Genomic DNA, 20,338 nt, shown 5'->3' on the forward strand with positions numbered 1-20,338 from the left:
GACAGCCCTGTGGGTGACCTGGTCTTCAGGTCACCCACAGGGCCGGGGTCACGCGGGGAGGACGTGCCCCGGAGGGAGATGGCTCGTCAGGACGTCGGCACGGACGGCCAGACCATCGGCACCAGCTCTCAGAACGTCAGGACCGGCTTGATGCTCTTGCCGCCGCTCATGTCCGCCACCGCCTGGTCGATGTCCTCGAACTTGTAGCGGCTGATCAGCCGGTCGAGCGGGAGCTTGCCCTCCTTGACCAGCTGGACGAGGACCGGGATGGCGGTCTGGATCTCGTTGTCGCCGAGGGTGAGGCCGACGACGCGCTTGCCGCCGAGCATGCCGTTGACGTCGAGGGAGACCTCGGTGCCGAACGGCGGGGCGCCGACGATGACGAGGGTGCCGCGCGCGGCGAGGGCGTCGACGCCCTTGCGGAGCACGAAGACGCTGCCGGTGGTCTCGACGACGCCGTCGGCGCCGCGCCCGCCGGTGATCTCCATGACGGCCTCGGTGATGTCGGCGACCTCGCCGCCGTTCACCGTGTGCGTGGCGCCCAGTTCCTTGGCCAGCTCCAGGCGCTCGGCGACCTTGTCCACGGCGATGACCGTGGTCGCGGGGGTGAGCGCCGCCGCCATCACGGCGGAGAGGCCGACGGCTCCGGCGCCGAGGACGACGAGAGTGCTGCCCGCGCGGGGCTCCAGGACGTTCCAGACGGCGCCGACGCCCGTCTGGACACCGCAGCCGAGCGGGGCGATGGAGTCCAGCGGTACGTCGGGGTCGACCTTGACGAGGCCGCGCTCGTCGACCAGGGCCCGCTCCGCGAAGGAGGACTGGCCGAAGAAGTGGCCGCCCAGGTCCTGGCCGTCGCGGCTGATGGTGCTGGTGCCGTCGGCGCGGCGGCCGCCGATCAGGTTCAGCGGGAGCCAGGTGGCGCAGTAGGCCGGGTGCCCGTCACGGCAGTTCTGGCAGCCGCCGCAGGAGGTGAAGGACAGCACGACGTGGTCGCCGGGCGCGACGGAGGTGACACCCGGGCCGACGGCCTCGACGACACCGGCGCCCTCGTGGCCCAGCACGCCGGGCAGCGGGAAGGGCAGTCCGCCGCTCGCGACACCCAGGTCGGTGTGGCAGAGCCCGGTGGCGACCATACGGACCAGGACCTCGCCCTGCCCCGGCTCGTCGAGGACGACCTCGGAGAGAGTGAAGGGCGCGCCCCCGGACTCGACCACTGCGGCACGTGTGGTGGTGGACATGCTCATGAACTCCTTGTTTGTCCGTGAGCCGCCGGAACGGTCCTGCGGCTCACAAGTGATCCCGGGGAGGCGCTCAGTCGAGCGAGACGACGACGGACTTGACCCTGGTGTAGGACTCCAGGGCCTCGGGGCCGTACTCGCGGCCGAAGCCGGAGGCCTTCACACCGCCGAAGGGCACGGCGGGGTCGAGCATCGGCCAGTCGTTGATCCAGACGATGCCCGCCTGGAGCCGGTCGGCGACGCGGTGGGCGCGGGTGAGGTTGGTGGTCTGGATGCCGGAGGCCAGGCCGTACGGCGTGGAGTTGGCCAGCTCGACGGCCTCGTCCTCGGAGTCGAAGGGCTGCACGGTGAGGACCGGTCCGAAGACCTCCTCCTGCACGACCCGGGAGTCGTTGGCGAGGTCGGCGATGACGGTCGGCTTGTAGTAGTAGCCGCCGTTCAGGTCGAGGCGCTCGCCGCCGCAGACGACGCGGCCACCCTCCTTGCGGGCCAGCTCGACGTACTCCTCGACCTTCTTCAGGTGCCGCTCGCCCGCCATCGGGCCGATGACGGTCTCGGGCTGCCGGGGGTCGCCGATGGGCACGCCGGGCACGGCGTCGGCGAGGATGCCGACCACGGTGTCGTAGACCGGGCGGGAGACCAGCAGGCGGGGGCCGCCCATGCAGAACTGGCCGGTGTTGAAGACGAAGCCCTTGATGATGGCGCCGATGGCCTTCTCGATGTCGGCGTCCTCGAAGACGAGGTGGGCCGCGTTGCCGCCCAGCTCCATCGTGACCTGCTTCAGGCCCTCGCCGGCGACGCTCGCCGCGTGCCGGCCGGTCGCGGTGGAGCCGGTGAAGGCGATCTTGTCGACGCCCGGGTTGCGCAGCAGCGCCTCGCCCGCGACGGGGCCCGTGCCGGTGACGACGTTGTAGACGCCGTCCGGGACACCCGCCTCCTTCAGGAGCTTCGCCATGTAGAGGGCGCTGAGCGGGGTCTCCTCGGCGGGCTTGTGCACGACCGTGTTGCCTGCCGCGAGCGCGGGGGCGATCTTGGTGCCGGCCAGGATCAGCGGGAAGTTGAACGGGGTGATCGCGCCGACCACGCCGATCGGGCCGCGCTTGGTGTAGGCGAGGCGGTTGTTCGGGACGTCGCGGGCGGAGCCGTCCAGGGACCAGGCGAGGGAGGCGTAGTACTCGTAGTCGTTGGCCGCGTTCGTCACGTCGACGGCGTGGGCCAGGGTGATGGGCTTGCCGACGTCACGGCTCTCGATGGCCGCGATGTCGTCGGCGTTCTCCCGGATCAGCTGGGCGACGCGGTTCAGGATCCGGCCGCGCTCGCGGCCGCTCAGTCCGGACCAGGCGCCGCTGTCGAACGCCTCGCGCGCGGCGCGCACGGCGGCGTCGACGTCGGCGGCGCCCGCTTCCGCGACGGTCGTGACCACCTGGCCCGTGGACGGGTCGATCACGTCGGCGCGTGCCCCGTCAGTCGCCTCAAGCCACTGTCCACCGATGAACAGCCGCCCGGGCTCGCTCTCGAAGGTGGTCGTCATTGCCCACTCCTCAGCCTTGATCGCTAAGTCTTCAACCAACAGGATTCCTGTTGGTTCGCAGTTTCATTACACACAGGTTTCCTGTCAATGCCTTACGCTGACCTCATGGTCGGCACCAAGGCACCCCCCTCCCTCCTCTACATGGTCAAGCAGGTCGAGCTCGTTGTCCGCTCGCGCCTCGACGAGCTGGTGAAGCCGGCCGGGATCACGGCCCTGCAGTACACGTCCCTCACCGTCCTGGAGCGGCACGACGGCCTCTCGGCCGCGCAGCTCGCCCGCGACTCGTTCGTCACGGCCCAGTCCATCGCGGATCTCGTACGAAGTCTCGAGAACCGTGGACTCGTGCGCCGGGAGCGCAACCCGCGCAACCGGCGCGAGCTGCTGATCCTGCTCACCGACGAGGGGCGCGAGCTGCTCGCCCACTACGCGGAGCCGATGCGCGACCTGGAGGAACGCATGATCAGCGACCTCACCGCGCACCAGGCCGACCAGTTCCGGCAGGCGCTGTCCAAGGCGTGGCACGCGCTGTCGTAGGCGGTCCTACGCGAAACTCCGGACGGATTGCCGGAGAAATCGAAGACATATGTCAATCGAACATGCTGAAATTCACCCTGACGAGGGTAACTTGCAGGGCGGGGACGGGTTTTGCCCTCACACAGTCCGGTTGGAGGCGATGCCGTCGTGTCGAGCGACCCCACACCGCCCGGGACCGGGTTCCTCCGCGTCCTCACGCACCGCGGCCGTACCGTGCTCGAACTGCACGGTGAGATCGACATCGCGGCGGCCGCGGAGATCATTCCGCACCTCGACGCGGCGACGGGCCGCCCCGGCGCCCGGATCGTGATCGACCTCCGGCACGTCGAGTTCTTCGACTGCTCCGGCCTGCGTCTGCTCTACCGCGCCCGGCAGCGGGTGCTCGACCGCGACGGCGAACTGCGCCTCGTCTGCACCCATCCGCTCACCCTGCGCGTCCTCAAGGTCACGGGCCTGGCCCGGCTGCTGCCGCCGGCCCCCTCGCTGGACGCGGCCCTGGAACAGCCCGAGGCCACGTCCGGCACGTGGTGACCCCACCCGTTCAGTCCATGATCATTGCGGGCCGCGCGACTCACGCTACCGGCCGCCCGGCGTACGCCTATTCGATACGGCGGCCCGGACGAGCGGCACCCCGGATCTACGGCGAACTGGTGACAATCCCCAACTCGGCGTTCCTCCAAGGTCTTTGAGGGCATTCGTTGAAATAGGAAGGAGGACCGTCGACATGACGACGTCCATCAAGCGCACGCGTCTTCCCGGCTGGGCCAAGCTGCTCACCGCCGTGGTCATCCTCATCGTGGTGCTGCTGGCCGCGCTGCGGCTGCTGGTCTTCGGGGGGCTGGACGACGTGTTCGGCACCGAGGAGCACGACCGCTCGGGCCCCACACTTCTGAAGTCCATCCAGGACATGAGCCGTTACGACGCCGCCTCGGGCAACTTCCAGGTGGTCGTCGACCTGGAGAAGGACGCCAAGTACCTCCCGGACGCGCTCCGCGGCACCCGCACGCTGTACGTGGGCGCGGGCACCGTCGACGCCTATGTCGACCTCGGCAAGGTCGGCGAGAACGACGTGAAGGTCAACGACGACCGCACGTCGGCCACCATCAACCTCCCGCACGCCCAACTGGGCAAGCCGGCCCTCGACACCGAGCACTCCTACGCCGTCTCCAAGCAGCGCGGACTCCTCGACCGCCTCGGCGATCTCTTCTCGGACAACCCCAACGGCGAACAGGCCGTGCAACGCCTCGCCGTCAAGCACATCGGCGACGCCGCGAAGGACAGCAAGCTCACGGACCGCGCCGAGGCCAACACCACCGACATGCTCGAAGGGCTGCTGACGTCCCTCGGTTTCAAGGAGGTGAAAGTGACGTACGGGGCCTGACCGGTGGGTAACCACCGTGAGACAGAGGGAAGTTGAAACTGGGAGGGTTGTATGGCCCGCACCACATCACGTTCCCGCACCACGTCACGTTCCCGTTCCACGACCTCCGGCCGCCGTTCTCCGGGGACCGCGCGCGATCGGCACTCTCTGGCGTGGCCCCTGCGGCTGCTGGTGATGGCGCTGGCCTTCATCGCCATGGTGGCGTTCGGCGCGGTACTGGCCGGACTCACCCTCCAGCCGTCCCCGGCCTCGGAGGCGCTCACCCACAGCAACCTGCGCCCCGGCAGCTCCCTGGAGCTCTACTGGCACCATCCCGACCCGCGCGACGCGGTCAAACAGATCGGCGGGAACATCCTGCTGGGCGTGCCCTTCGGGATCCTGCTGCCAGTGCTGGCGCCCGGGGCACGCGGCCTGCTGCGCGTGCCCGCCCTGACCGCGTTGATGATGCTGCTCGTCGAGCTGGTGCAGGGCGCGGTCGTCACCGGGCGCGCCTTCGACATCGACGACGTCATCCTCAACACCGCGGGTGCCCTGCTGGGCTATCTGCTGCTGGGCCGACGGCTCGGGCGGGCGGTGCACGCCCGGGTCCCGCGCGAGCCGGACGCCGCACCCGCCCAACGGAAGACACCGGCCAAGGGGAAGGCGCCGGCCAAGGGCAAGGCACCGGCCAAGGGGAAGGCGCCCGCCCAGCGGAAGGCGCCGCGCGGCGGCTGGACGCAGCGCCTGCGCGGAAACCGCGGCAAGGGGGCTAGTGCAGCTTCCAAGTGAGCTTGTCGCCGCCCACCCAGCGCACCTGGTCCGGGTCGTCGAGGTCGTGGACGACGATCCCGTACGCCGCCGCGGCCCGCAGCACGTCCGTCATCGTCTTCGCCTCGCCGACCACCTGGCCGTCGATCTCCACGATCCGGAACGGCGGCGTACCCGGCTGAACCCCGAGCACCATGACCCGGGGGTGGGAAATGTAGGGGCTCGCGCTTTCGGTCATGTCTAGAGCGTAGAGCGGTTCGGGCGGTCGGTGACCGGGCGAGGTCCGGGCGGGTGAGTCCGGCGCGCCCCACCGCCATGGGCGCCCCCACGGTCGTACGGCCGTGGGGGCGCCCTTGTGCGTACGGCCGGGGCGCGCATGGTCGTACGGCCGCCGTGCGGGTACCCGGGGGCTGGGCGACGCTGGAAGCCGGAGGCTGGAGGCTGGAGGTGCCATGGATCCCGTCGAGGCCCTGGACCGGATCGCTTTCCTGCTGGAGCGGGACCGGGCCCCCACCTATCGCGTACGCGCGTTCCGTTCGGCCGCCGCCGTGCTCGGCGCGCTGTCGGCGGACGAGGTGGCCGAGCGGGCGGCCGCCGGCTCGCTGGAGTCGCTGAAGGGGGTCGGGCCGAAGACGGCGCAGGTGGTGCGCGAGGCGCTGGCCGGGGAGGTACCGGGCTATCTGCGGAAACTGGAACAGGGAACTGAGGCACCGCTCACGGGCGGTGGCGAGCGGCTGATGGAGCTGATCAGGGGCGACTGCCATGTCCACTCCGACTGGTCGGACGGCGGCAGCCCGATCGAGGAGATGGGTCGGACCGCCGCGCGCCTCGGCCACGAGTGGACGGCGCTCACCGACCACTCGCCCCGGCTGACCGTCGCCCGCGGGCTGTCCCCGGAGCGGCTGCGGGAGCAGCTCGACGTGGTGGCCGCGCTCAACGAGACGTGGGCGCCGTTCCGGCTGCTCACCGGGATCGAGTGCGACATCCTCGACGACGGGTCGCTGGACCAGGAACCGGAGCTGCTGGACCGGCTGGATGTCGTGGTGGTGTCCGTGCACTCCAAGCTGCGGATGGACGCGCGCGCGATGACCCGCCGTATGGTCGCCGCCGTTCTCGACCCGCACTCCGATGTGCTGGGGCACTGCACGGGGCGGCTGGTGACCGGGCGGGGGCGGCCCGAGTCGGAGTTCGACGCGGACGCGGTGTTCGCGGCGTGTGCGGAGACGGGGACGGCCGTGGAGATCAACTCCCGGCCGGAGCGGCTCGATCCGCCGCGGCGGTTGGTGCGGCGGGCGCTGGAGGCGGGGGTGTTGTTCTCGATCGACACGGATGCGCATGCGCCGGGGCAGCTGACGTGGCAGGTGCATGGGTGTGCTCGGGCGGAGGAGTGTGGGGTGCCGGCGGAGCGGGTGGTGACGACGTGGGGGGTGGAGGAGGTGTTGGGGTGGGCTCGGGCTCGGGAGATTCCTGTCCGTGTGGGGGTGGGGGGTGCCTGAGAGCTCGGGGGGTTCGGTGATTTGGCGGGTGCGGGGTGTGTTGTGGCTGGTCGCGCAGTTCCCCGCGCCCCTGTCGGGCGCGAATGTCGGAGTTTCCAGGAAGGTGGGCCATGGGCCGGGCTGCTGTCTTTGATGTCGACGGGACTCTTGTCGATACCAATCATTTGCATGTGGTCGCTTGGTGGGAGGCGTTTCGGCAGGGTGGGCATCAGGTGGCCATGCATGACATTCATCGGGCGGTGGGGCTGGCGTCCGGGGACCTGATCACGCATCTGCTGGGTGAGGAGCGGGATCCGGAGGAGAAGGACGCACTCAGTGCGGCGCACAAGGCGCTGTACGGGACGTATTTCGACCGGCTGCCCGCGTTGCCGGACGCGGGGCGGCTGTTGCGGCGGCTCGACGGGCAGGGCTGGAGCGTGGTGCTGGCGACCTCGGCGGGCGGGGCGGAGCTGGCCGCGTTGCGGCGGGCGATCGGGGCCGATGACGCCGTCATGGCGACGGCGAGCGCGGATGACGTGGCCGAGGGGAAGCCCGCGCCTGATCCGGTCGAGCAGGCCCTGGAGCTGGCGGGTGCGTCGGCCGAGCGGTCGGTGTTCGTCGGGGACACGGTCTGGGACATGCGGGCGGGCGTCCGGGCGGGGGTGCGGTGTGTGGCGGTGCTGTGCGGTGGCATTCCGCGGCCCGAGCTGGAGGCGGCCGGCGCGGAGGCGGTGTTCCGGAATCCGGCCCATCTGCTGGCCGCGCTGGAGGAGAGCCCACTGGGCCGGGAGGAATGACCTGGTGACAGCGGCTGTGGGCAACCTTGGGCGACGTGACACAGCTCACCGGCGATGTCCGGATGCGGAAGGAACACCCGCTGGTACTTTTCCGTTGAACCAGCCGTGGGTGCGGATGGGACAGTGTCCCCGGGCCTCACCTTTTGCCCACAGGGACGATCGTTCGGCTGAAGCCCTGTGGAGCCTTTCGCCGAGAGGCGACCGCCATCCGCGCCCACACACAGACCGCCCCGACCGTGATTCCCCCGTCCCGGTCGGGGCTTCCTCTTTCCCACCTGGCCCTTTCCCACCTGGCCCTTTCCCACCGGGTCCTTTCCCACCTGGTCCTTTCCCACCTGGTCGGACCGCCTTGACGCGGCTCAGGCGTCGAGTTCCCGCGGTCCGTACAGCGCGGCCGGTGCCCCCGTCATCAGGGCCCAGTAGCGGTCGCCGTACGACCAGTGCCACCACTCCGTGGGGTAGTTGACCAGCCCTGCCTCGGTGAGGGCCGCACCGAGCGTCTCCCGGTGGGCGCGGGCCTCGGCGGTGATGTTGTCGGCCCCCGTGTAGCAGGCGCCGGCGCTCTCCTCGGGGCTGGCGTTGACCGGCGTACCGAAGTCGAGCTCCCGCCCGTCGGCGTCGACGAGGGTCAGGTCGACGGCCGCGCCGGCGGAGTGCGGGGCTATCTCGGGCGGGGAGACATAGCGGCTGGCCGCTGCGCGGATGCGGTCGGCCGGCCAGTCGGGGTGCAGGGCGCGCTGCTCGGCCGCGTACTCGTCGAAGTACCGGCGCTGCAGGGACGGCGGCCGGTAGCCCTCGACGAACAGCAGGCGCAGTCCGTCCGGCAGCAGGGCCTGGGCCTTGACCAGCCGGTCGAGCACGCCCGCGCGGAGATGGGCGTAGGCGCCCGTGGTGTCGACCTTGCGCTCGTCGACCAGCAGGGAACCGTCCCGGCGTACGTCGACGAGCGGCTCGTCGCAGTCGTGGACGGGTACGGCCGCCACCTTCGGGTCGGACATCAGGATGATCTCGGTCATGGGCTGATCATCTCGTGGGCTCGGCCGGTTTCTGCGGGAATCGGCCAGGCCGGTCGCAGGGGCGAGCTCCGGTGGCTCGGGCGAGCCGGTGCCTCAAGACGGTGGCTCAGGCAAGACCGTGGCGGATGGCTCAGGCAAGACCGTGGCGGGTGGCTCAGGCAAGACCGTGGCGGGTGGCTCGGGCAAGACCGTGGCGGGCAAGACCGTGGCGGGCAAGACCGTGGCGGGCAAGACGGTGGCCGGGCATCGGTGGGCTCGTCCGGTGCGGCTGCCTGTATCCGCCCGGCCCGGGTACTCGTGGGCGGCCCTGCGGGAATCGAAGCGCGCGAGAGGAGTCAGCGGTGGACGGAGAATCCGGCAGCAGGATCGTGGTCACTGGCGCCACCGGCAATGTGGGGACGAGTCTGGTGCGGCTGCTCGCGGAGGACGCGGAGGTCGGTCGGATTCGGGGACTGGCCCGTCGGATTCCCGACGGGGCGCCCGCGAAGACGGACTGGTCGGCCGTGGACCTGGGATCCGAGGAGGCCGATCTGGTCAAGGAGTTCGAAGGGGCGGACGCGGTCGTCCATCTCGCCTGGGCCTTCCAGCCGACGCACGATCCGGCCGTGACCTGGCGGACCAATGTGCTGGGCAGCATGCGTGTCTTCGAGGCGGTGGCGGCGGCGAAGGTCCCGAAGCTGGTGCACGCCTCGTCGGTCGGCGCCTACTCACCGGGGCCGAAGGATCACGCGGTCGACGAGTCGTGGCCCACGCACGGATGGCCCGACGCCGCGTACTGCCGGGAGAAGGCGTATCTGGAGCGCGCGCTGGACTCCTTCCAGCACGAGCATCCCGGGGTCCGGGTGATACGGATGCGGCCGGCGTTCCTGTTCAAGCGGGAGTCGGCGAGCGAGCAGCGCCGTATCTTCGGCGGGCGTTTCCTGCCGGGGCCGTTGGCCCGGCCCGACCTGCTGCCGTTCCTGCCCGACATCCCCGGGCTGACGGTGCAGGCCCTGCACACCGACGACGCCGCCCAGGCGTACCGGCTGGCGCTGCACACCGACGTCCGCGGGGCCTTCAACCTCGCGGCCGAGCCGCCCGTGGACGCCGCCCTGCTCAGCGAGGTGCTGGGTTCCCGTGCGGTGCGGCTGCCCAGGGTCGCGGCCCGGTCCGCGGTCGCCGCCGCGTGGAACCTGCGGTTGCTGCCCGCCTCCCCGCACCTCTTCGACGCCGTACTGCGGCTGCCGCTGATGGACTGCACCAAGGCCCGCGACGAACTGGGCTGGCGGCCCGAGCGCACGGCGGTGGAGGTCCTGGAGGAGTTCCTGGAAGGAATGCGACAGGGGGCCGGGGCGGAGACGGAGCCGCTGCGGGGGCGGAAGGTCGGCTGAGTGCGCCGATCGAATCGGGTACGCCGATCGAATCGGTTGCGGTCGAGCAGCTCGACTCGACGTGAACCGTGAACGGCGCCTCCCCGGGTCCCACCGGGGAGGCGCCGAGTCTCAGGGGCGGCCGTGGAAGACCTCGGGGTCAGCCGGACGGCTCGTCGGGTACGGGCTGCTGGGGGTTGGCGGCGGCCGACCGGGGTGCGCCCTGCCTGCCGGTCCCCGCCTCGTCCGTGTCGGGGACGTCGGTGGTATCGGCGGCCGGTTCGTCGTTCTCCGCGTTCTCCTCGTCGTCGGTGGCGCGCGTCGGCGCCGCCTCCCACGGGTCCTCGCCCGCCCCCGCCTGCTGGTCGGGCAGGTCCCTCGGTACGGGGTCACCGTGCTCGCCGGGACCCTCCAGCCGATGATCGGTCACGGCGTGCTCCCTCCTGTCGTGCACCGGGCGCGGGTACCTCGGCCCGGTCGGCCCAAACCAGGAGTTCCAGGGTGACGTCCCCGGCGATACGCGCGCCCAAGTCGAAGTAATCCGTTGGTCCCCTCCCAGAACGCCGAGTACCTTAGGTGGAAACCTAGTATCCCTAGGTTCCTGGTTTCCAGGCCGCAGGTTTCCCATCCATCCCCCACACCTGAAGGACCCACTGTGAAGTCGCTCACCGAGCAGGACATCCGCAACTCGTTCATCAACTGCTCCAAGGGCGAGGCGAAGCGGATCTCGATACCGCGTGATCTGGAGCGACGGCCTTGGGAGGATCTGGACTTCCTCGGATGGCGGGACCCGGGGGCGCCCGACCGGAGTTATCTCGTCACCGAGCGGGCGGGTCGACTGGTCGGCGTCACCCTGCGTTTCCCCGCCGCGCGGCGGGGGTTCCTGCATCGCAGCATGTGCTCGTTGTGTCTGACGACGCACCGGGGGGACGGGGTGTCGTTGATGACGGCTCGGAAGGCGGGCGCGGCCGGGCGGGAGGGGAACTCGGTGGGGGTGTACATGTGCGCAGACCTGGCGTGCTCGCTGTATGTCCGGGGCAGGAAGCCGCTCGACACGGGGAGCCGGTTCGAGGAGAGTCTGACGACGGAGGAGCAGATCGCCCGGACGGTGGGCAATCTGTCCGCGTTCCTGGAGAAGCTGTACGACTGAGCCCCCCGCCATCGGTTCAGCAGCCGCGCCGCCTCGACGTCGTGCAGGTGGATCAGGACCTCCTTCGGAGTCACCCGTGCGGCTAGGGTCCCCGTTCAGGAGTTCGGTACCGCGGCGGATGGGGAACAGCGCAAGGATGCGAGACGTACGTGGTGTGTGGGCCCTGATTCGCACGCGGGTCGCGAAGTGGCGGCAGGATCCGGTGATCGTGCAGTCGGTGCGGTCGGCGGCGGCCGCCACCGTGGCCTATGTGGTGGCGTTGCAGTTCAGCTCGGAGGCGGCGCCCCTGACGGCGCCGCTGACCGCGCTTCTCGTCGTGCAGGTCACCCTCTACGCCACGCTCACGACCGGTGTCCGCCGCGTGAACTCGGTGGTGGCGGGCGTCGTCATCGCCATTGCCTTCAGCGCCCTGGTGGGGCTCACCTGGTGGAGCCTCGGCCTGATCATCCTCGCCTCGCTGGCCGTCGGGCATCTCGTGCGGGTGAGCGAGTTCGTGCCCGAGGTGGCGATCAGCGCCATGCTGGTGCTCGGGGTGACCCGGGTCGGGGACACCGCGTGGGCGCGGGTCCTGGAGACGCTGATCGGCGCGGTCGTCGGGCTCGCCTTCAACTTCCTGCTCGCTCCCCCGGTGTGGGTGGAGGCCGCCGGCGAGTCCATCGAGGATCTGGCCCGGCGGATGCGGCGGTTGATGATCCGCGTGGGCGAGGAGGCCGCGGGCCGCACCCCCGCCGAGGCCGCGGCGGCCCGGCTCCACGAGGCCCGGGAGCTCGACTTCGACATCGTCGAGGTGGACGCGGCCCTCAGACAGGCCGAGGACAGCCTGAAGCTCAATCCGCGCGTACGGGAAGGTCTGCTGCACCGGGTCGTACTGCGCACCGGTCTGGACACGCTGGAGATCTGCACGGTGGTCCTCAGGGTGCTGGCCCGCACCCTGACCGACCTCGCCCGGGAGCGGGAGCCGAGTCCGCTGTTCTCCGCCCAGGTGGGGGCCGCCATCGAGCGGCTGCTCGCCGAGATCGGCGACGCCGTGGTCAGCTTCGCCGTACTGGTCACCACCGACGTCACCCGCAGCGCCGAGTCCGCGGAGGACCGGCTCGCCGCGGAGCTGTCCACGGCCACCACGACCCGCGACAAGCTCGCCCAACTGCTCCTCGAAGAGGTCCAGCGAGACGCGAACCAGTGGCAGCTGCACGGTGCCGTGCTGACGGAGGTCAACCGCATACTGGACGAGCTGGACACCGAACACCGCTCCCAGCGGCTCCTGGAGGAACTCGACCGCTGCACCCGCGAACAGCGCGAGCGCTCCCCCCGGCTCACGCGCCTCCGCGAGCGCGTACGCATCCCGCGCCCCCTCCGGCGAAAGCGGAACCGGTCCGGCCCCGCCGGACGTGCTAAGTGACGTCGTACCAAGGGACGTCGCACCAAGGGACGTCGCACCAGGTGACAAAGCACCACGCGATATCGAGGGGAGCGTACGGAATGGCCGAAGGCACCGTGCGGATCGACGGGACCACACTGCATCTGCCGGGCGGTGTACAGGTGCGCTTCAAGCGCACCCTGCGCCTTCCCGAGACGGGCACCCACCAACTCCCGCCCGGTCTGGGCGACTTCCCGATCCGTCGGGTCGAGGACCACCCGCACACCGCTCCGGAGGAGATGCGGGCGCGCGGCGGTGTGATGCTCCCCGTGTATCTGCGCGAGGCGATGTGGCTGCATTTCGGCGGTTCCACGGAACCGGCCGCGCTCCAGGTCGGCGTCGGCAAGGTGTGCGCGGTGTCGGGCAAGCCGTGGAGCGGCACGCTCGTCCGTGACCCGCAGAACTATGTGGTGCTGCCGCGTCAGCCGTGGCTCGACGGCATCAACTCCGGCAAGGGCACGGTCCGCCAGTTCGTGGCCGTCCCGCTCGGGCTCGGCGCCACGGTCGAGGGCCAGGTCACCGGCGAGGAGGTGTTCGGCGGGGTCCAGCTGCAGTCGTTCCCGCTGAACGACAAGCAGCTCGCCGGGTGGCGTGAGGGGGAGCGGCTGCGCGCCCAGCGGGAGCGGAACATCGGCCCGATCGGTGGGTACGGCGGCTACGGCGCCACGGGCCCGGTCCCGATGCCGCCGGGTGCCGCACCGATGCCACCCCCGTTCACCGGCGCCCCCATGCCCCCTCCGCCGGGTGGCGGGCCGATGCCTCCGGGCGCCGCGTACCCGATGGCGGCGCCGGGCGCGGCGCCCGCGCGCAGCGCCCCCGCGGCCCCGCCCCGGGCTCCCGCCGCGATGGGACTCGGGGTCGGCGGTTCCATGCGCCAGGAGGTCTACCGTGACACGTGGCCGCGCGGCAGCTGGGCCGAGAAGCCGGCCGGGCGGATCTTCGTGCACCTCGTCACCCCGCCCGAGTGGCGCCGGATCACCGGGGAGGCCCCGCCGCCGTCGCCGGTGGACCGCGCGGCGTACACCCGGGCGGGGCTGCCCTGGTTCGACTACTACGACCAGGACGCCCACGATCTCGACCCGGCCGACGCCCTCGGCACCGTGAAGCCGGTCGGCGACTGGCTCGGCGACGACCTCGACCCGTGGCAGCCACCCACCCCCGGCCAGGTCAAGCCCCTCGGCGACGCACCGGGCCGGCCGATCCAGGACGGCGACTGGTAGCGGAGACGGCCACGGGACCTCGGCAGGCACCAGGTCCCGTAGCGGGCCTTCGCACGGCATCCGCTACGGATCTCTGCACGGCATCCCAGCCGACTTAGGTACGGCGTCCGGTCGCCGACACGGCATCTCCGCCGGTGACAGACCCCGGCGGCGGGCGTTGCATGGCGCGCAACGTCCGCCGTCGTGCTTTGCGTCGAGGCGCTCGCACCCGTCAAGGTGGTGACGGCCGAGACGACCGACACCCGAGGTGCACGCATGACGAGTGAGGCGGTAGGGGACCGAGGCGGCTGGAGCAGGCGCCGCGTCCTCGGGCTGCTGGCGGGGGCGGCCGTACCGGCCTCCCTGGCCGGTTGCGCGGGCTCCGACGGGACGGCCGGGCCCACCTCGCCGGCCCCCGCGCGGAACCCCTCCACGGCTCCGTCGGCGGAGGCGGAGGCGGCATCCGAGGCCGCGGCGGGCGCCGCGTCCGAGGCAGCCTCCCCCTCCCCCGCCGCCACCGGCCCCCAACCGCTCTACCTCGGCACGTACACCTCGGCCGAGGGCGGCGGCACCGGCATCGGCGTGGCGACGTACGACGCCAGGAGCGGCCGTATCACGGGCAAGGGGACGATCACCGGGGTCGACGACCCGTCCTACCTCGCTGTTCACCCGGACGGCCGGACGCTGTACGCCGTGAACGAGCGGGCGGAGGGCGGGGTGACCGCCGTACGGCTGTCCGACCGGAAGGTTCTCGGCAGCCGGAGCAGCGGCGGCGAGGCCCCCTGTCATCTGTCGGTGCACCCGAGCGGGCGGTGGCTGCTGAGCGCGAACTACGGGTCGGGCAGTGTGGCCGTGCACCCCGTCGAGGACTCGGGTGCCATCGGCGAGCGCACGGACCTGGTCGTGCACAGCAGTCCGGCGCCGGGCCCGGGTCAGGAGGGCCCGCACGCGCACCAGATCGTCACCAGTCCCGACGGGGGTCATGTCCTGGCCGTCGATCTGGGCACCGACACGGTGTACACCTACCGCCTGGACGAGTCCCGGGGCACGCTCACCGAGGTCTCCCGGGCGCGGACCCGGTCCGGCGCGGGGCCCCGGCATCTCACCTTCCATCCCGGGGGCCGGTACGCCTATCTCGCGGGCGAGGTCGACAACACGGTCGTGGTCTGCGCGTACGACCCCGACAGCGGGCGCCTCACGCCGGGCGCCCCGCAGTCCACGGGCACGGGTTCGGGCACGAACTACCCGGCGCAGCTGGTCGTGACGCCGGACGGCTCGCATGCGTATCTCGCCAACCGGGGGCACGACAGTCTGACGCGCTACGCGGTCGAGGCCGGCGGTGCCCGGCTGAAGCTCCTTGACACCGTGCCGGTCGGCGGGGACTTCCCGCGCCAGATCGCCCTGTCGCCGGGCGGCGGTCTGCTGTTCGCCGCGCTTCAGCGGTCGAGCGCGGTCAGTGTCTTCCAGGTCGACCCGGAGACCGGTGAACTGCGGCGCGCGGGCGAGCCGTTCGCGTCACCCGTCGCCGTCTGTGCGCTGCCGCTGTAGGGCGCCCGGGCAGGACGCCGCGCTCGCCCGGGAGAGCAGGATGTGCATGCGCTCGGTGAGCTGCGCCATGTCGTCGGCGGGCTTGTGGAAGGCCAGGCGTACGTCGCCGTTGCCGCGTGCCCGCTCGATGCGCAGGGTGAGGCCGTGCCGGTCGACGGCGAGCGGCTGGACGCGTACGGCGCCGTGCAGGCTGTCGTGCGGGACGAGCCGGGTGAGGCGCTCGACGGCATCGGGGTGCGCGTCGGCGAGATGGGTCAGCAGCCGGGACTCGGCCGTGGCCAGCGGATCCGGTCGGGCGGCGGCGAACTCGTCGAGGTCGACCACGACCGCGCCGGACGGCTCGCGCAGCACGACGCGGGTGGCCCGGAACTCCAGGTCCCCGTCCTTGGGCGCGAACCAGCCGGCGAGCCAGAGCCGGGCCCGGATACGGTTGCGCACGGGGACGGGCGCCACGTCGGCGAACTCCAGCACGGCGGACGGCTCGCCACGCGGCGCGCAGATCGCGGCGGCGACGAGCGTACTGTCCTCGGGGACGCACAGGATCACCCGGCCGTCCTCGGTGACGGTGTGCGCGCCGACGAACTCCTCGCGACCGCCCTCGGCGGTCACCGCGCAGGACCACGCCGCCGCGAGCATCGAGCGGGCACGCTCCGCCGCGGCGGGCGCGGCCGTCCAGATGTGACGGTCACCCATCCCAAAACCTCCCTTAGGTAAGCCTTGCCTAACCTATCGAAGATCCGGGCGTACGCCAACCACCTCCCGCCAGTCGGGTGAACTCCCTGTTCGCCCCAGCGAACCGAACACGGCTCGCGAGCGAGCCGAACTCAGTCGGCGAGCACTCCGAAAAGCGCCCGCACACACAGGTCCCGCACCTGCTCCCGGGACAACTCGGAACCCCTCAGCCACTCCAGACACACGGCCGTCGTGAACGACAGCCACCCGCGTACGGCGAGCCGCATCTCCGGCCGCCCGTCGAGCGCCGCAGCGAACTCGGTGTCCGACGCCAGCGCCGCCAGAATCTGCGCCTCCTGCGCGGCCAGGGCGCGCTGATAGACCTTGCGCACGGTCTGGTCGCCGGTGGCGTCGGCGCGATGGAAGGCCCGGAAGCCGTGGGCGTGCTCCTCGACGTACGCGAGGAAGGCGTCGAGTCCGTTGGCCAGCCGCTCACGCGCCGACCGACCCGGTGCGGGGGTCATCATCCGCAGCATCCGCTCGCTCTCGCGCTCGACCACGGCCGCGAAGAAGTCCCGCTTGTTCGGGAAGTAGTGGTAGAGCAGCCCCCGCGAGACACCGGCGATCTCGGCCACCTGCTCGATCCACACGTCGTCGTACGAACTCTCCGCGAACAGCCGGGTCCCGACCGCGAGAAGCTGCTCGCGCCGCTCCTCGGTACTGAGCCGTCGGCGCGGCCGCTCTCCCTGCTTGGCTGCCATGGCGGCACTTTACTTGACGCGGGTTCAACAACAGGATGAGACTGGACCCGCTATTGAACCCGAGTACAACAGCTTCGTACGGCGTGCGCGCGAGGGAGATGTGGTCATGACGGCGACGACCGGGCCCACGGCTGTCAGGGGTTTCCGCAGCGCCGAGCTGGGCTGGCCCGAGCTGCACCGCATACCGCGTCCGCCGTACCGGCTGCCCGTCATCGGCGACGCGCTCGGCACGAACGTCCGTACGCCGATCCAGGACTCCCTGCGCCTCGGGCGGCGGCTCGGGCCGATCTTCCGGCGGAAGGCGTTCGGCAAGGAGATCGTCTTCGTGGGAGGCGCCGGGCTCGCGACCGAGCTGGCGGACGAGTCACGGTTCGCCAAGCATGTGGGCCTGGGGGTCGCCAATCTGCGGCCGGTGGCCGGGGACGGGCTCTTCACGGCGTACAACCACGAGCCCAACTGGCAACTGGCGCACGACGTCCTGGCCCCGGGCTTCAGCCGGGAGGCCATGGCGGGCTACCACCCGATGATGCTCGACGTGGCCGAGCGGCTGATGGACCACTGGGACCGGGCGGGCGCGGCGGGCGCCACCGTGGACGTGCCCGGCGACATGACCAAGCTGACGCTGGAGACGATCGCCCGCACAGGCTTCGGCCACGACTTCGGCTCCTTCGAGCGCACCAGGCCGCACCCCTTCGTCGCCGCGATGGTCGGCACGCTGACCTACGCCCAGCGCCGCAACCTCGTCCCCGACCCGCTGGCCCCGCTGCTGCTGCGGGGCGCCGCCCGGCACAACCGGGCGGACATGGCGTATCTGAACGAGACGGTCGACGCGGTGGTGCGGGCGCGGCGGTCGTCGAGTGGCGGTATCGGTGGCGCCGGTGACGGTGATCTGCTCGACCGCATGCTGGAGACCGCGCACCCGGACACCGGGGAGCGGCTCTCCGCCGAGAACGTCCGGCGTCAGGTCATCACCTTCCTGATCGCCGGTCACGAGACCACTTCGGGCGCCCTCTCCTTCGCCCTGCACTACCTCGCCCAGCATCCGGACGTGGCCGCGCGCGCCCGCGCGGAGGTGGACCGGGTGTGGGGCGGCACCGCGCGGCCCGGCTATGAGCAGGTGGCGAAGCTGCGGTATGTGCGGCGGGTGCTGGACGAGGCGCTGCGGCTGTGGCCGACGGCACCGGCCTTCTCCCGGGAGGCGCGCGAGGACACCGTGCTGGGCGCAGTCCATCCGATGCGGCGGGGCGCCTGGACGCTCGTACTGGCCGCGATGCTGCACCGCGACCCGGAGGTCTGGGGCGCGGACGCCGAGCGGTTCGACCCGGACCGCTTCGACGCGGGGGCCGTACGCGCCCGGCCTCCGCATACGTTCAAGCCGTTCGGCACGGGGGCGCGGGCCTGCATCGGCCGCCAGTTCGCGCTCCACGAGGCCACCTTGGTGCTGGGGTTGCTGCTGCGCCGCTACGAGGTGCGGCCGGACCCCGCGTACCGGCTGCGGGTGGCCGAGCGGCTGACACTGATGCCGGCCGGGCTGCGGCTGAACGTGGAGCGATGCCCTCGCCGCCGTCACGCCGTCCAGTGAGCGGGGCGGGTGACTGATGCCGGCAGACGGGTCCCGGCGCTGCCGCGTGCCGCGTTGACCTGGGGCTGGGTCAGGAAGAAGGCGCCGGTCAGGTCCGCGTCGGTGAGGTCGGTGTCGCGGAGGTCGGCGCCTATCAGGTCAGCGCCGCGCAGATCGGCGCCGGTCAGGTCGGCGGCTATGAGGTAGGCGCCACGGAGGTTGGCCTTTCTGAGGTCGGCACCCTTGAGGCGCGCGCCCATGAGGTCGGCGCCCCGGCGGTTCTGCTTGCGCCCGGCGCCCGCCCGCATGAGATCACTGACCCGCAGGAGCAGCTCATTGACTCCCTGCCGGTGCGCGGAGACGTCCAACTTCCCCAGTTCCTCGGCCGTTTGCCCGGTCAGCCGCTCGGTCTCGTCGAGGGCCCGGCGCAGGTCGGCGTGCACCGGCCGGGCGGCGGGGAGGGTCAGCGCTTCGGTCAGGTACCAGAGGAGTTCGTGGAGTTGGCGTACGACCGGGAACACGTCGAACATCCGCCGGGCGTGCTCGCGGCCGCCCGTACGCCAGTTCTCGCCGCCGAAGGTGACCTGGGAGACCTTCTGTCCGGCGCCGAAGCAGTCGTAGACCGTGCAGCCGTTGAAGCCCTTGTCCCTGAGCCGGGTGTGGATACCGCACCGGAAGTCGTCCCCGAGGTTCCCGCACGCCCGGCCCGCGGCCTTGTCGACGGCGAAGTCCGCCGAGGCGGTGAAGGGCAGGGCCACACAGCACAGGCCGAAGCAGCTGGCGCAGTCCGCGCGCAGGTCACGCAGGTTGAGGGCGTCACCGGATCCTTGTTCCATACGGTTCACCCTAACGAGAACTCACCGATGAGTTTTCGGGGGCGGAGGCGTCTCTAATACAACCGAAAACAAGCTTCGCTACGACTGAGGTGGACACCTCGGACGGATCCCCTGAGGAGACATCATGTGCCCCCACCGGCCCGCCTGTCCCACCGCCGACAGCCCCGACCACCACGCCGCCGTGATCGTCTCCGCCCACCCGGAACAGGGCTGGAGCCTCCTCTGCAACGGCACCATCGTCTTCGACGACACCGGTGAGCTCCTGCCGGACGGCAGCGTCGTCGCCCCGCTGCGCACCCTGAGCCACGCCCTCGCCGCCTGAACCCGACGACGGCTACGCCTCGACGTCCGTCACCGAGGGAACAGCTCGAACGCCACCGCCGGTCTGCCGCCGAACCGCTCCCCCGTGGTGCGCGCGTATCCGGTGAGGAACTCTCGTGCGTATGTCTCGGGGTCCTTCTTCGTCAACGCCTCCAGGTAGGTGCGGTGTTCGAGGAGGGAGGCGACCGCGCGGTCGAGGCCGGGTGTGGCGTCGACGGCGTGGGTGGGGGTCCAGGAACCGGCGACGGCGACCCAGCGGACGCCGCCCCAGGGCTCCAGGCCCTGTTCGACGAGTTCCGGGAAGATCCAGCGGTTGCCGGCGTCGCCGGCGGCGTCCAGGGTGGCGCGGCCCACGGCCACGTGGTCGGGGGTGTTCCAGGCGACCCCGCCCCAGGTGTCGCGGTGGTTGAGGGTGATGACCAGTTCGGGGCGGTGTCTGCGGATGGCGGCCGCGATGTCCCGGCGCAGGGCGGGGCCGTACTCGACGACGCCGTCCTTGTGGTCGAGGAACTCGACCTCGGACACGCCCACGACGGCCGCGCTCGCCCGCTGCTCCCTCTCGCGCAGCGGGCCGCACTCCGCGGGCTCCAGGGTGTCGATGCCGGCCTCGCCACGGGTCGCCAGGACGTAGGCGACCTCGCGGCCCGCGTCGGTCCAGGCGGCGATCGCCGCCGAGCAGCCGTATTCGAGGTCGTCCGGGTGGGCCACCACGGCGAGGGCGCGCCGCCAGTCGTCGGGCATGGGTTCGAGCGGGGCTGGCTGGTCCTTCTGCGGGTCGGTCATATCGGCACAGTAGCCCTGAGCA

At 71.5% G+C, this 20,338-nt stretch carries 22 protein-coding genes; 13 read left to right on the plus strand and 9 right to left on the minus strand.

Annotation, left to right across the window (positions count from 1 at the left end; genetic code table 11):
• Positions 1-128 precede the first annotated feature (128 nt).
• Positions 129-1,238, minus strand: coding sequence for an NAD(P)-dependent alcohol dehydrogenase (locus tag JIX56_RS02835; protein ID WP_257537163.1), 1,110 nt, complete (start codon positions 1,236-1,238; stop codon positions 129-131).
• Positions 1,239-1,311: 73 nt separating this feature from the next.
• A complete protein-coding gene (locus JIX56_RS02840; RefSeq protein WP_257537164.1) occupies positions 1,312-2,769 on the minus strand; it encodes an aldehyde dehydrogenase family protein in 1,458 nt (485 codons plus the stop codon).
• A 105-nt stretch (positions 2,770-2,874) separates the two neighbouring features.
• On the opposite strand from JIX56_RS02840, the gene JIX56_RS02845 reads away from it, so the two are divergent.
• The 4 genes from JIX56_RS02845 to JIX56_RS02860 all read left to right on the plus strand — a co-directional run bounded on the left by JIX56_RS02845 (position 2,875) and on the right by JIX56_RS02860 (position 5,452).
• Positions 2,875-3,303 (plus strand): MarR family winged helix-turn-helix transcriptional regulator, encoded by a 429-nt coding sequence (locus JIX56_RS02845; protein WP_046706461.1) that lies wholly within the window; start codon positions 2,875-2,877, stop codon positions 3,301-3,303.
• A gap of 147 nt (positions 3,304-3,450) precedes the next feature.
• Positions 3,451-3,834 (plus strand): anti-sigma factor antagonist, encoded by a 384-nt coding sequence (locus JIX56_RS02850; protein ID WP_257537165.1) that lies wholly within the window; start codon positions 3,451-3,453, stop codon positions 3,832-3,834.
• Between the two features lie 193 nt (positions 3,835-4,027).
• Entirely contained in the window at positions 4,028-4,684 is a 657-nt protein-coding gene (locus JIX56_RS02855) for a DUF4230 domain-containing protein (RefSeq protein WP_257537166.1), read from the plus strand.
• 51 nt (positions 4,685-4,735) lie between these two features.
• Complete coding sequence (locus JIX56_RS02860) at positions 4,736-5,452, plus strand: VanZ family protein (protein ID WP_257537167.1); 717 nt, start codon at positions 4,736-4,738, stop codon at positions 5,450-5,452.
• On the opposite strand, the gene JIX56_RS02865 is transcribed toward JIX56_RS02860, so the two are convergent.
• Positions 5,433-5,669, minus strand: a complete 237-nt coding sequence (locus JIX56_RS02865) for a hypothetical protein (RefSeq protein ID WP_257537168.1) — start codon at positions 5,667-5,669, stop codon at positions 5,433-5,435. The two genes, JIX56_RS02860 and JIX56_RS02865, sit on opposite strands and share 20 nt — an antisense overlap.
• 214 nt (positions 5,670-5,883) lie before the next feature.
• Here JIX56_RS02865 and JIX56_RS02870 point away from each other — a divergent pair, with 214 nt between their 5' ends.
• A complete protein-coding gene (locus JIX56_RS02870; RefSeq protein WP_257537169.1) occupies positions 5,884-6,927 on the plus strand; it encodes a PHP domain-containing protein in 1,044 nt (347 codons plus the stop codon).
• A 110-nt stretch (positions 6,928-7,037) separates the two neighbouring features.
• A complete protein-coding gene (locus tag JIX56_RS02875) occupies positions 7,038-7,703 on the plus strand; it encodes an HAD family hydrolase (protein ID WP_257537170.1) in 666 nt (221 codons plus the stop codon).
• A 359-nt stretch (positions 7,704-8,062) separates the two neighbouring features.
• Here the strand turns inward: JIX56_RS02875 and JIX56_RS02880 are convergent, their stop codons facing one another.
• A complete protein-coding gene (locus tag JIX56_RS02880) occupies positions 8,063-8,719 on the minus strand; it encodes a M15 family metallopeptidase (RefSeq protein ID WP_257537171.1) in 657 nt (218 codons plus the stop codon).
• A gap of 341 nt (positions 8,720-9,060) precedes the next feature.
• Here JIX56_RS02880 and JIX56_RS02885 point away from each other — a divergent pair, with 341 nt between their 5' ends.
• Positions 9,061-10,089: an SDR family oxidoreductase gene (locus JIX56_RS02885; RefSeq protein ID WP_257537172.1), complete on the plus strand. Its 1,029-nt coding sequence runs from the start codon at positions 9,061-9,063 to the stop codon at positions 10,087-10,089.
• 139 nt (positions 10,090-10,228) lie between these two features.
• Here JIX56_RS02885 and JIX56_RS02890 read toward each other — a convergent pair whose 3' ends face one another.
• Positions 10,229-10,498 (minus strand): hypothetical protein, encoded by a 270-nt coding sequence (locus JIX56_RS02890; protein ID WP_257537173.1) that lies wholly within the window; start codon positions 10,496-10,498, stop codon positions 10,229-10,231.
• A 225-nt stretch (positions 10,499-10,723) separates the two neighbouring features.
• Between JIX56_RS02890 and JIX56_RS02895 the strand changes: the two genes are divergently transcribed.
• From JIX56_RS02895 to JIX56_RS02910, 4 genes are all read left to right on the plus strand, one after another.
• Positions 10,724-11,218: an FBP domain-containing protein gene (locus JIX56_RS02895; protein WP_257537174.1), complete on the plus strand. Its 495-nt coding sequence runs from the start codon at positions 10,724-10,726 to the stop codon at positions 11,216-11,218.
• Positions 11,219-11,354: 136 nt separating this feature from the next.
• Positions 11,355-12,617: an aromatic acid exporter family protein gene (locus JIX56_RS02900; RefSeq protein ID WP_257537175.1), complete on the plus strand. Its 1,263-nt coding sequence runs from the start codon at positions 11,355-11,357 to the stop codon at positions 12,615-12,617.
• Between the two features lie 80 nt (positions 12,618-12,697).
• Positions 12,698-13,855 carry a hypothetical protein gene (locus tag JIX56_RS02905; RefSeq protein WP_257537176.1) on the plus strand — a complete coding sequence of 386 codons (1,158 nt, stop codon included), beginning with the start codon at positions 12,698-12,700 and terminating at the stop codon, positions 13,853-13,855.
• Positions 13,856-14,110: 255 nt separating this feature from the next.
• Positions 14,111-15,382 carry a lactonase family protein gene (locus JIX56_RS02910; RefSeq protein ID WP_257537177.1) on the plus strand — a complete coding sequence of 424 codons (1,272 nt, stop codon included), beginning with the start codon at positions 14,111-14,113 and terminating at the stop codon, positions 15,380-15,382.
• Here the strand turns inward: JIX56_RS02910 and JIX56_RS02915 are convergent.
• A complete protein-coding gene (locus JIX56_RS02915) occupies positions 15,350-16,075 on the minus strand; it encodes a DUF2470 domain-containing protein (protein WP_257537178.1) in 726 nt (241 codons plus the stop codon). The two genes, JIX56_RS02910 and JIX56_RS02915, sit on opposite strands and share 33 nt — an antisense overlap.
• A gap of 131 nt (positions 16,076-16,206) precedes the next feature.
• A complete protein-coding gene (locus JIX56_RS02920; protein WP_257537179.1) occupies positions 16,207-16,815 on the minus strand; it encodes a TetR/AcrR family transcriptional regulator in 609 nt (202 codons plus the stop codon).
• A 106-nt stretch (positions 16,816-16,921) separates the two neighbouring features.
• Between JIX56_RS02920 and JIX56_RS02925 the strand changes: the two genes are divergently transcribed.
• Complete coding sequence (locus JIX56_RS02925; protein WP_257537180.1) at positions 16,922-18,397, plus strand: cytochrome P450; 1,476 nt, start codon at positions 16,922-16,924, stop codon at positions 18,395-18,397.
• Here the strand turns inward: JIX56_RS02925 and JIX56_RS02930 are convergent.
• Complete coding sequence (locus JIX56_RS02930) at positions 18,382-19,212, minus strand: pentapeptide repeat-containing protein (protein WP_257537181.1); 831 nt, start codon at positions 19,210-19,212, stop codon at positions 18,382-18,384. The genes JIX56_RS02925 and JIX56_RS02930 overlap by 16 nt on opposite strands.
• Before the next feature lie 124 nt (positions 19,213-19,336).
• Between JIX56_RS02930 and JIX56_RS02935 the strand changes: the two genes are divergently transcribed.
• Positions 19,337-19,534 (plus strand): DUF5999 family protein, encoded by a 198-nt coding sequence (locus JIX56_RS02935; protein WP_257537182.1) that lies wholly within the window; start codon positions 19,337-19,339, stop codon positions 19,532-19,534.
• Positions 19,535-19,563: 29 nt separating this feature from the next.
• On the opposite strand, the gene JIX56_RS02940 is transcribed toward JIX56_RS02935, so the two are convergent.
• A complete protein-coding gene (locus JIX56_RS02940) occupies positions 19,564-20,316 on the minus strand; it encodes a PIG-L deacetylase family protein (protein ID WP_257537183.1) in 753 nt (250 codons plus the stop codon).
• Between the last annotated feature and the right edge of the window lie 22 nt (positions 20,317-20,338).

Origin of the sequence: Streptomyces sp. CA-210063 (genome assembly GCF_024612015.1) — a bacterium.
Lineage (GTDB): Bacteria > Actinomycetota > Actinomycetes > Streptomycetales > Streptomycetaceae > Streptomyces.

Bases quoted from the DNA above. Each gene is read 5' to 3' on its own strand.
- JIX56_RS02835 (WP_257537163.1), bottom strand. From the start codon at position 1,238: ATGTCCACCACCACACGTGCCGCAGTGGTCGAGTCCGGGGGCGCGCCC.
- JIX56_RS02840 (WP_257537164.1), bottom strand. From the start codon at position 2,769: ATGACGACCACCTTCGAGAGCGAGCCCGGGCGGCTGTTCATCGGTGGA.
- JIX56_RS02845 (WP_046706461.1), top strand. From the start codon at position 2,875: ATGGTCGGCACCAAGGCACCCCCCTCCCTCCTCTACATGGTCAAGCAG.
- JIX56_RS02855 (WP_257537166.1), top strand. From the start codon at position 4,028: ATGACGACGTCCATCAAGCGCACGCGTCTTCCCGGCTGGGCCAAGCTG.
- JIX56_RS02860 (WP_257537167.1), top strand. From the start codon at position 4,736: ATGGCCCGCACCACATCACGTTCCCGCACCACGTCACGTTCCCGTTCC.
- JIX56_RS02865 (WP_257537168.1), bottom strand. From the start codon at position 5,669: ATGACCGAAAGCGCGAGCCCCTACATTTCCCACCCCCGGGTCATGGTG.
- JIX56_RS02870 (WP_257537169.1), top strand. From the start codon at position 5,884: ATGGATCCCGTCGAGGCCCTGGACCGGATCGCTTTCCTGCTGGAGCGG.
- JIX56_RS02875 (WP_257537170.1), top strand. From the start codon at position 7,038: ATGGGCCGGGCTGCTGTCTTTGATGTCGACGGGACTCTTGTCGATACC.
- JIX56_RS02880 (WP_257537171.1), bottom strand. From the start codon at position 8,719: ATGACCGAGATCATCCTGATGTCCGACCCGAAGGTGGCGGCCGTACCC.
- JIX56_RS02900 (WP_257537175.1), top strand. From the start codon at position 11,355: ATGCGAGACGTACGTGGTGTGTGGGCCCTGATTCGCACGCGGGTCGCG.
- JIX56_RS02905 (WP_257537176.1), top strand. From the start codon at position 12,698: ATGGCCGAAGGCACCGTGCGGATCGACGGGACCACACTGCATCTGCCG.
- JIX56_RS02910 (WP_257537177.1), top strand. From the start codon at position 14,111: ATGACGAGTGAGGCGGTAGGGGACCGAGGCGGCTGGAGCAGGCGCCGC.
- JIX56_RS02915 (WP_257537178.1), bottom strand. From the start codon at position 16,075: ATGGGTGACCGTCACATCTGGACGGCCGCGCCCGCCGCGGCGGAGCGT.
- JIX56_RS02920 (WP_257537179.1), bottom strand. From the start codon at position 16,815: ATGGCAGCCAAGCAGGGAGAGCGGCCGCGCCGACGGCTCAGTACCGAG.
- JIX56_RS02925 (WP_257537180.1), top strand. From the start codon at position 16,922: ATGACGGCGACGACCGGGCCCACGGCTGTCAGGGGTTTCCGCAGCGCC.
- JIX56_RS02930 (WP_257537181.1), bottom strand. From the start codon at position 19,212: ATGGAACAAGGATCCGGTGACGCCCTCAACCTGCGTGACCTGCGCGCG.
- JIX56_RS02935 (WP_257537182.1), top strand. From the start codon at position 19,337: ATGTGCCCCCACCGGCCCGCCTGTCCCACCGCCGACAGCCCCGACCAC.
- JIX56_RS02940 (WP_257537183.1), bottom strand. From the start codon at position 20,316: ATGACCGACCCGCAGAAGGACCAGCCAGCCCCGCTCGAACCCATGCCC.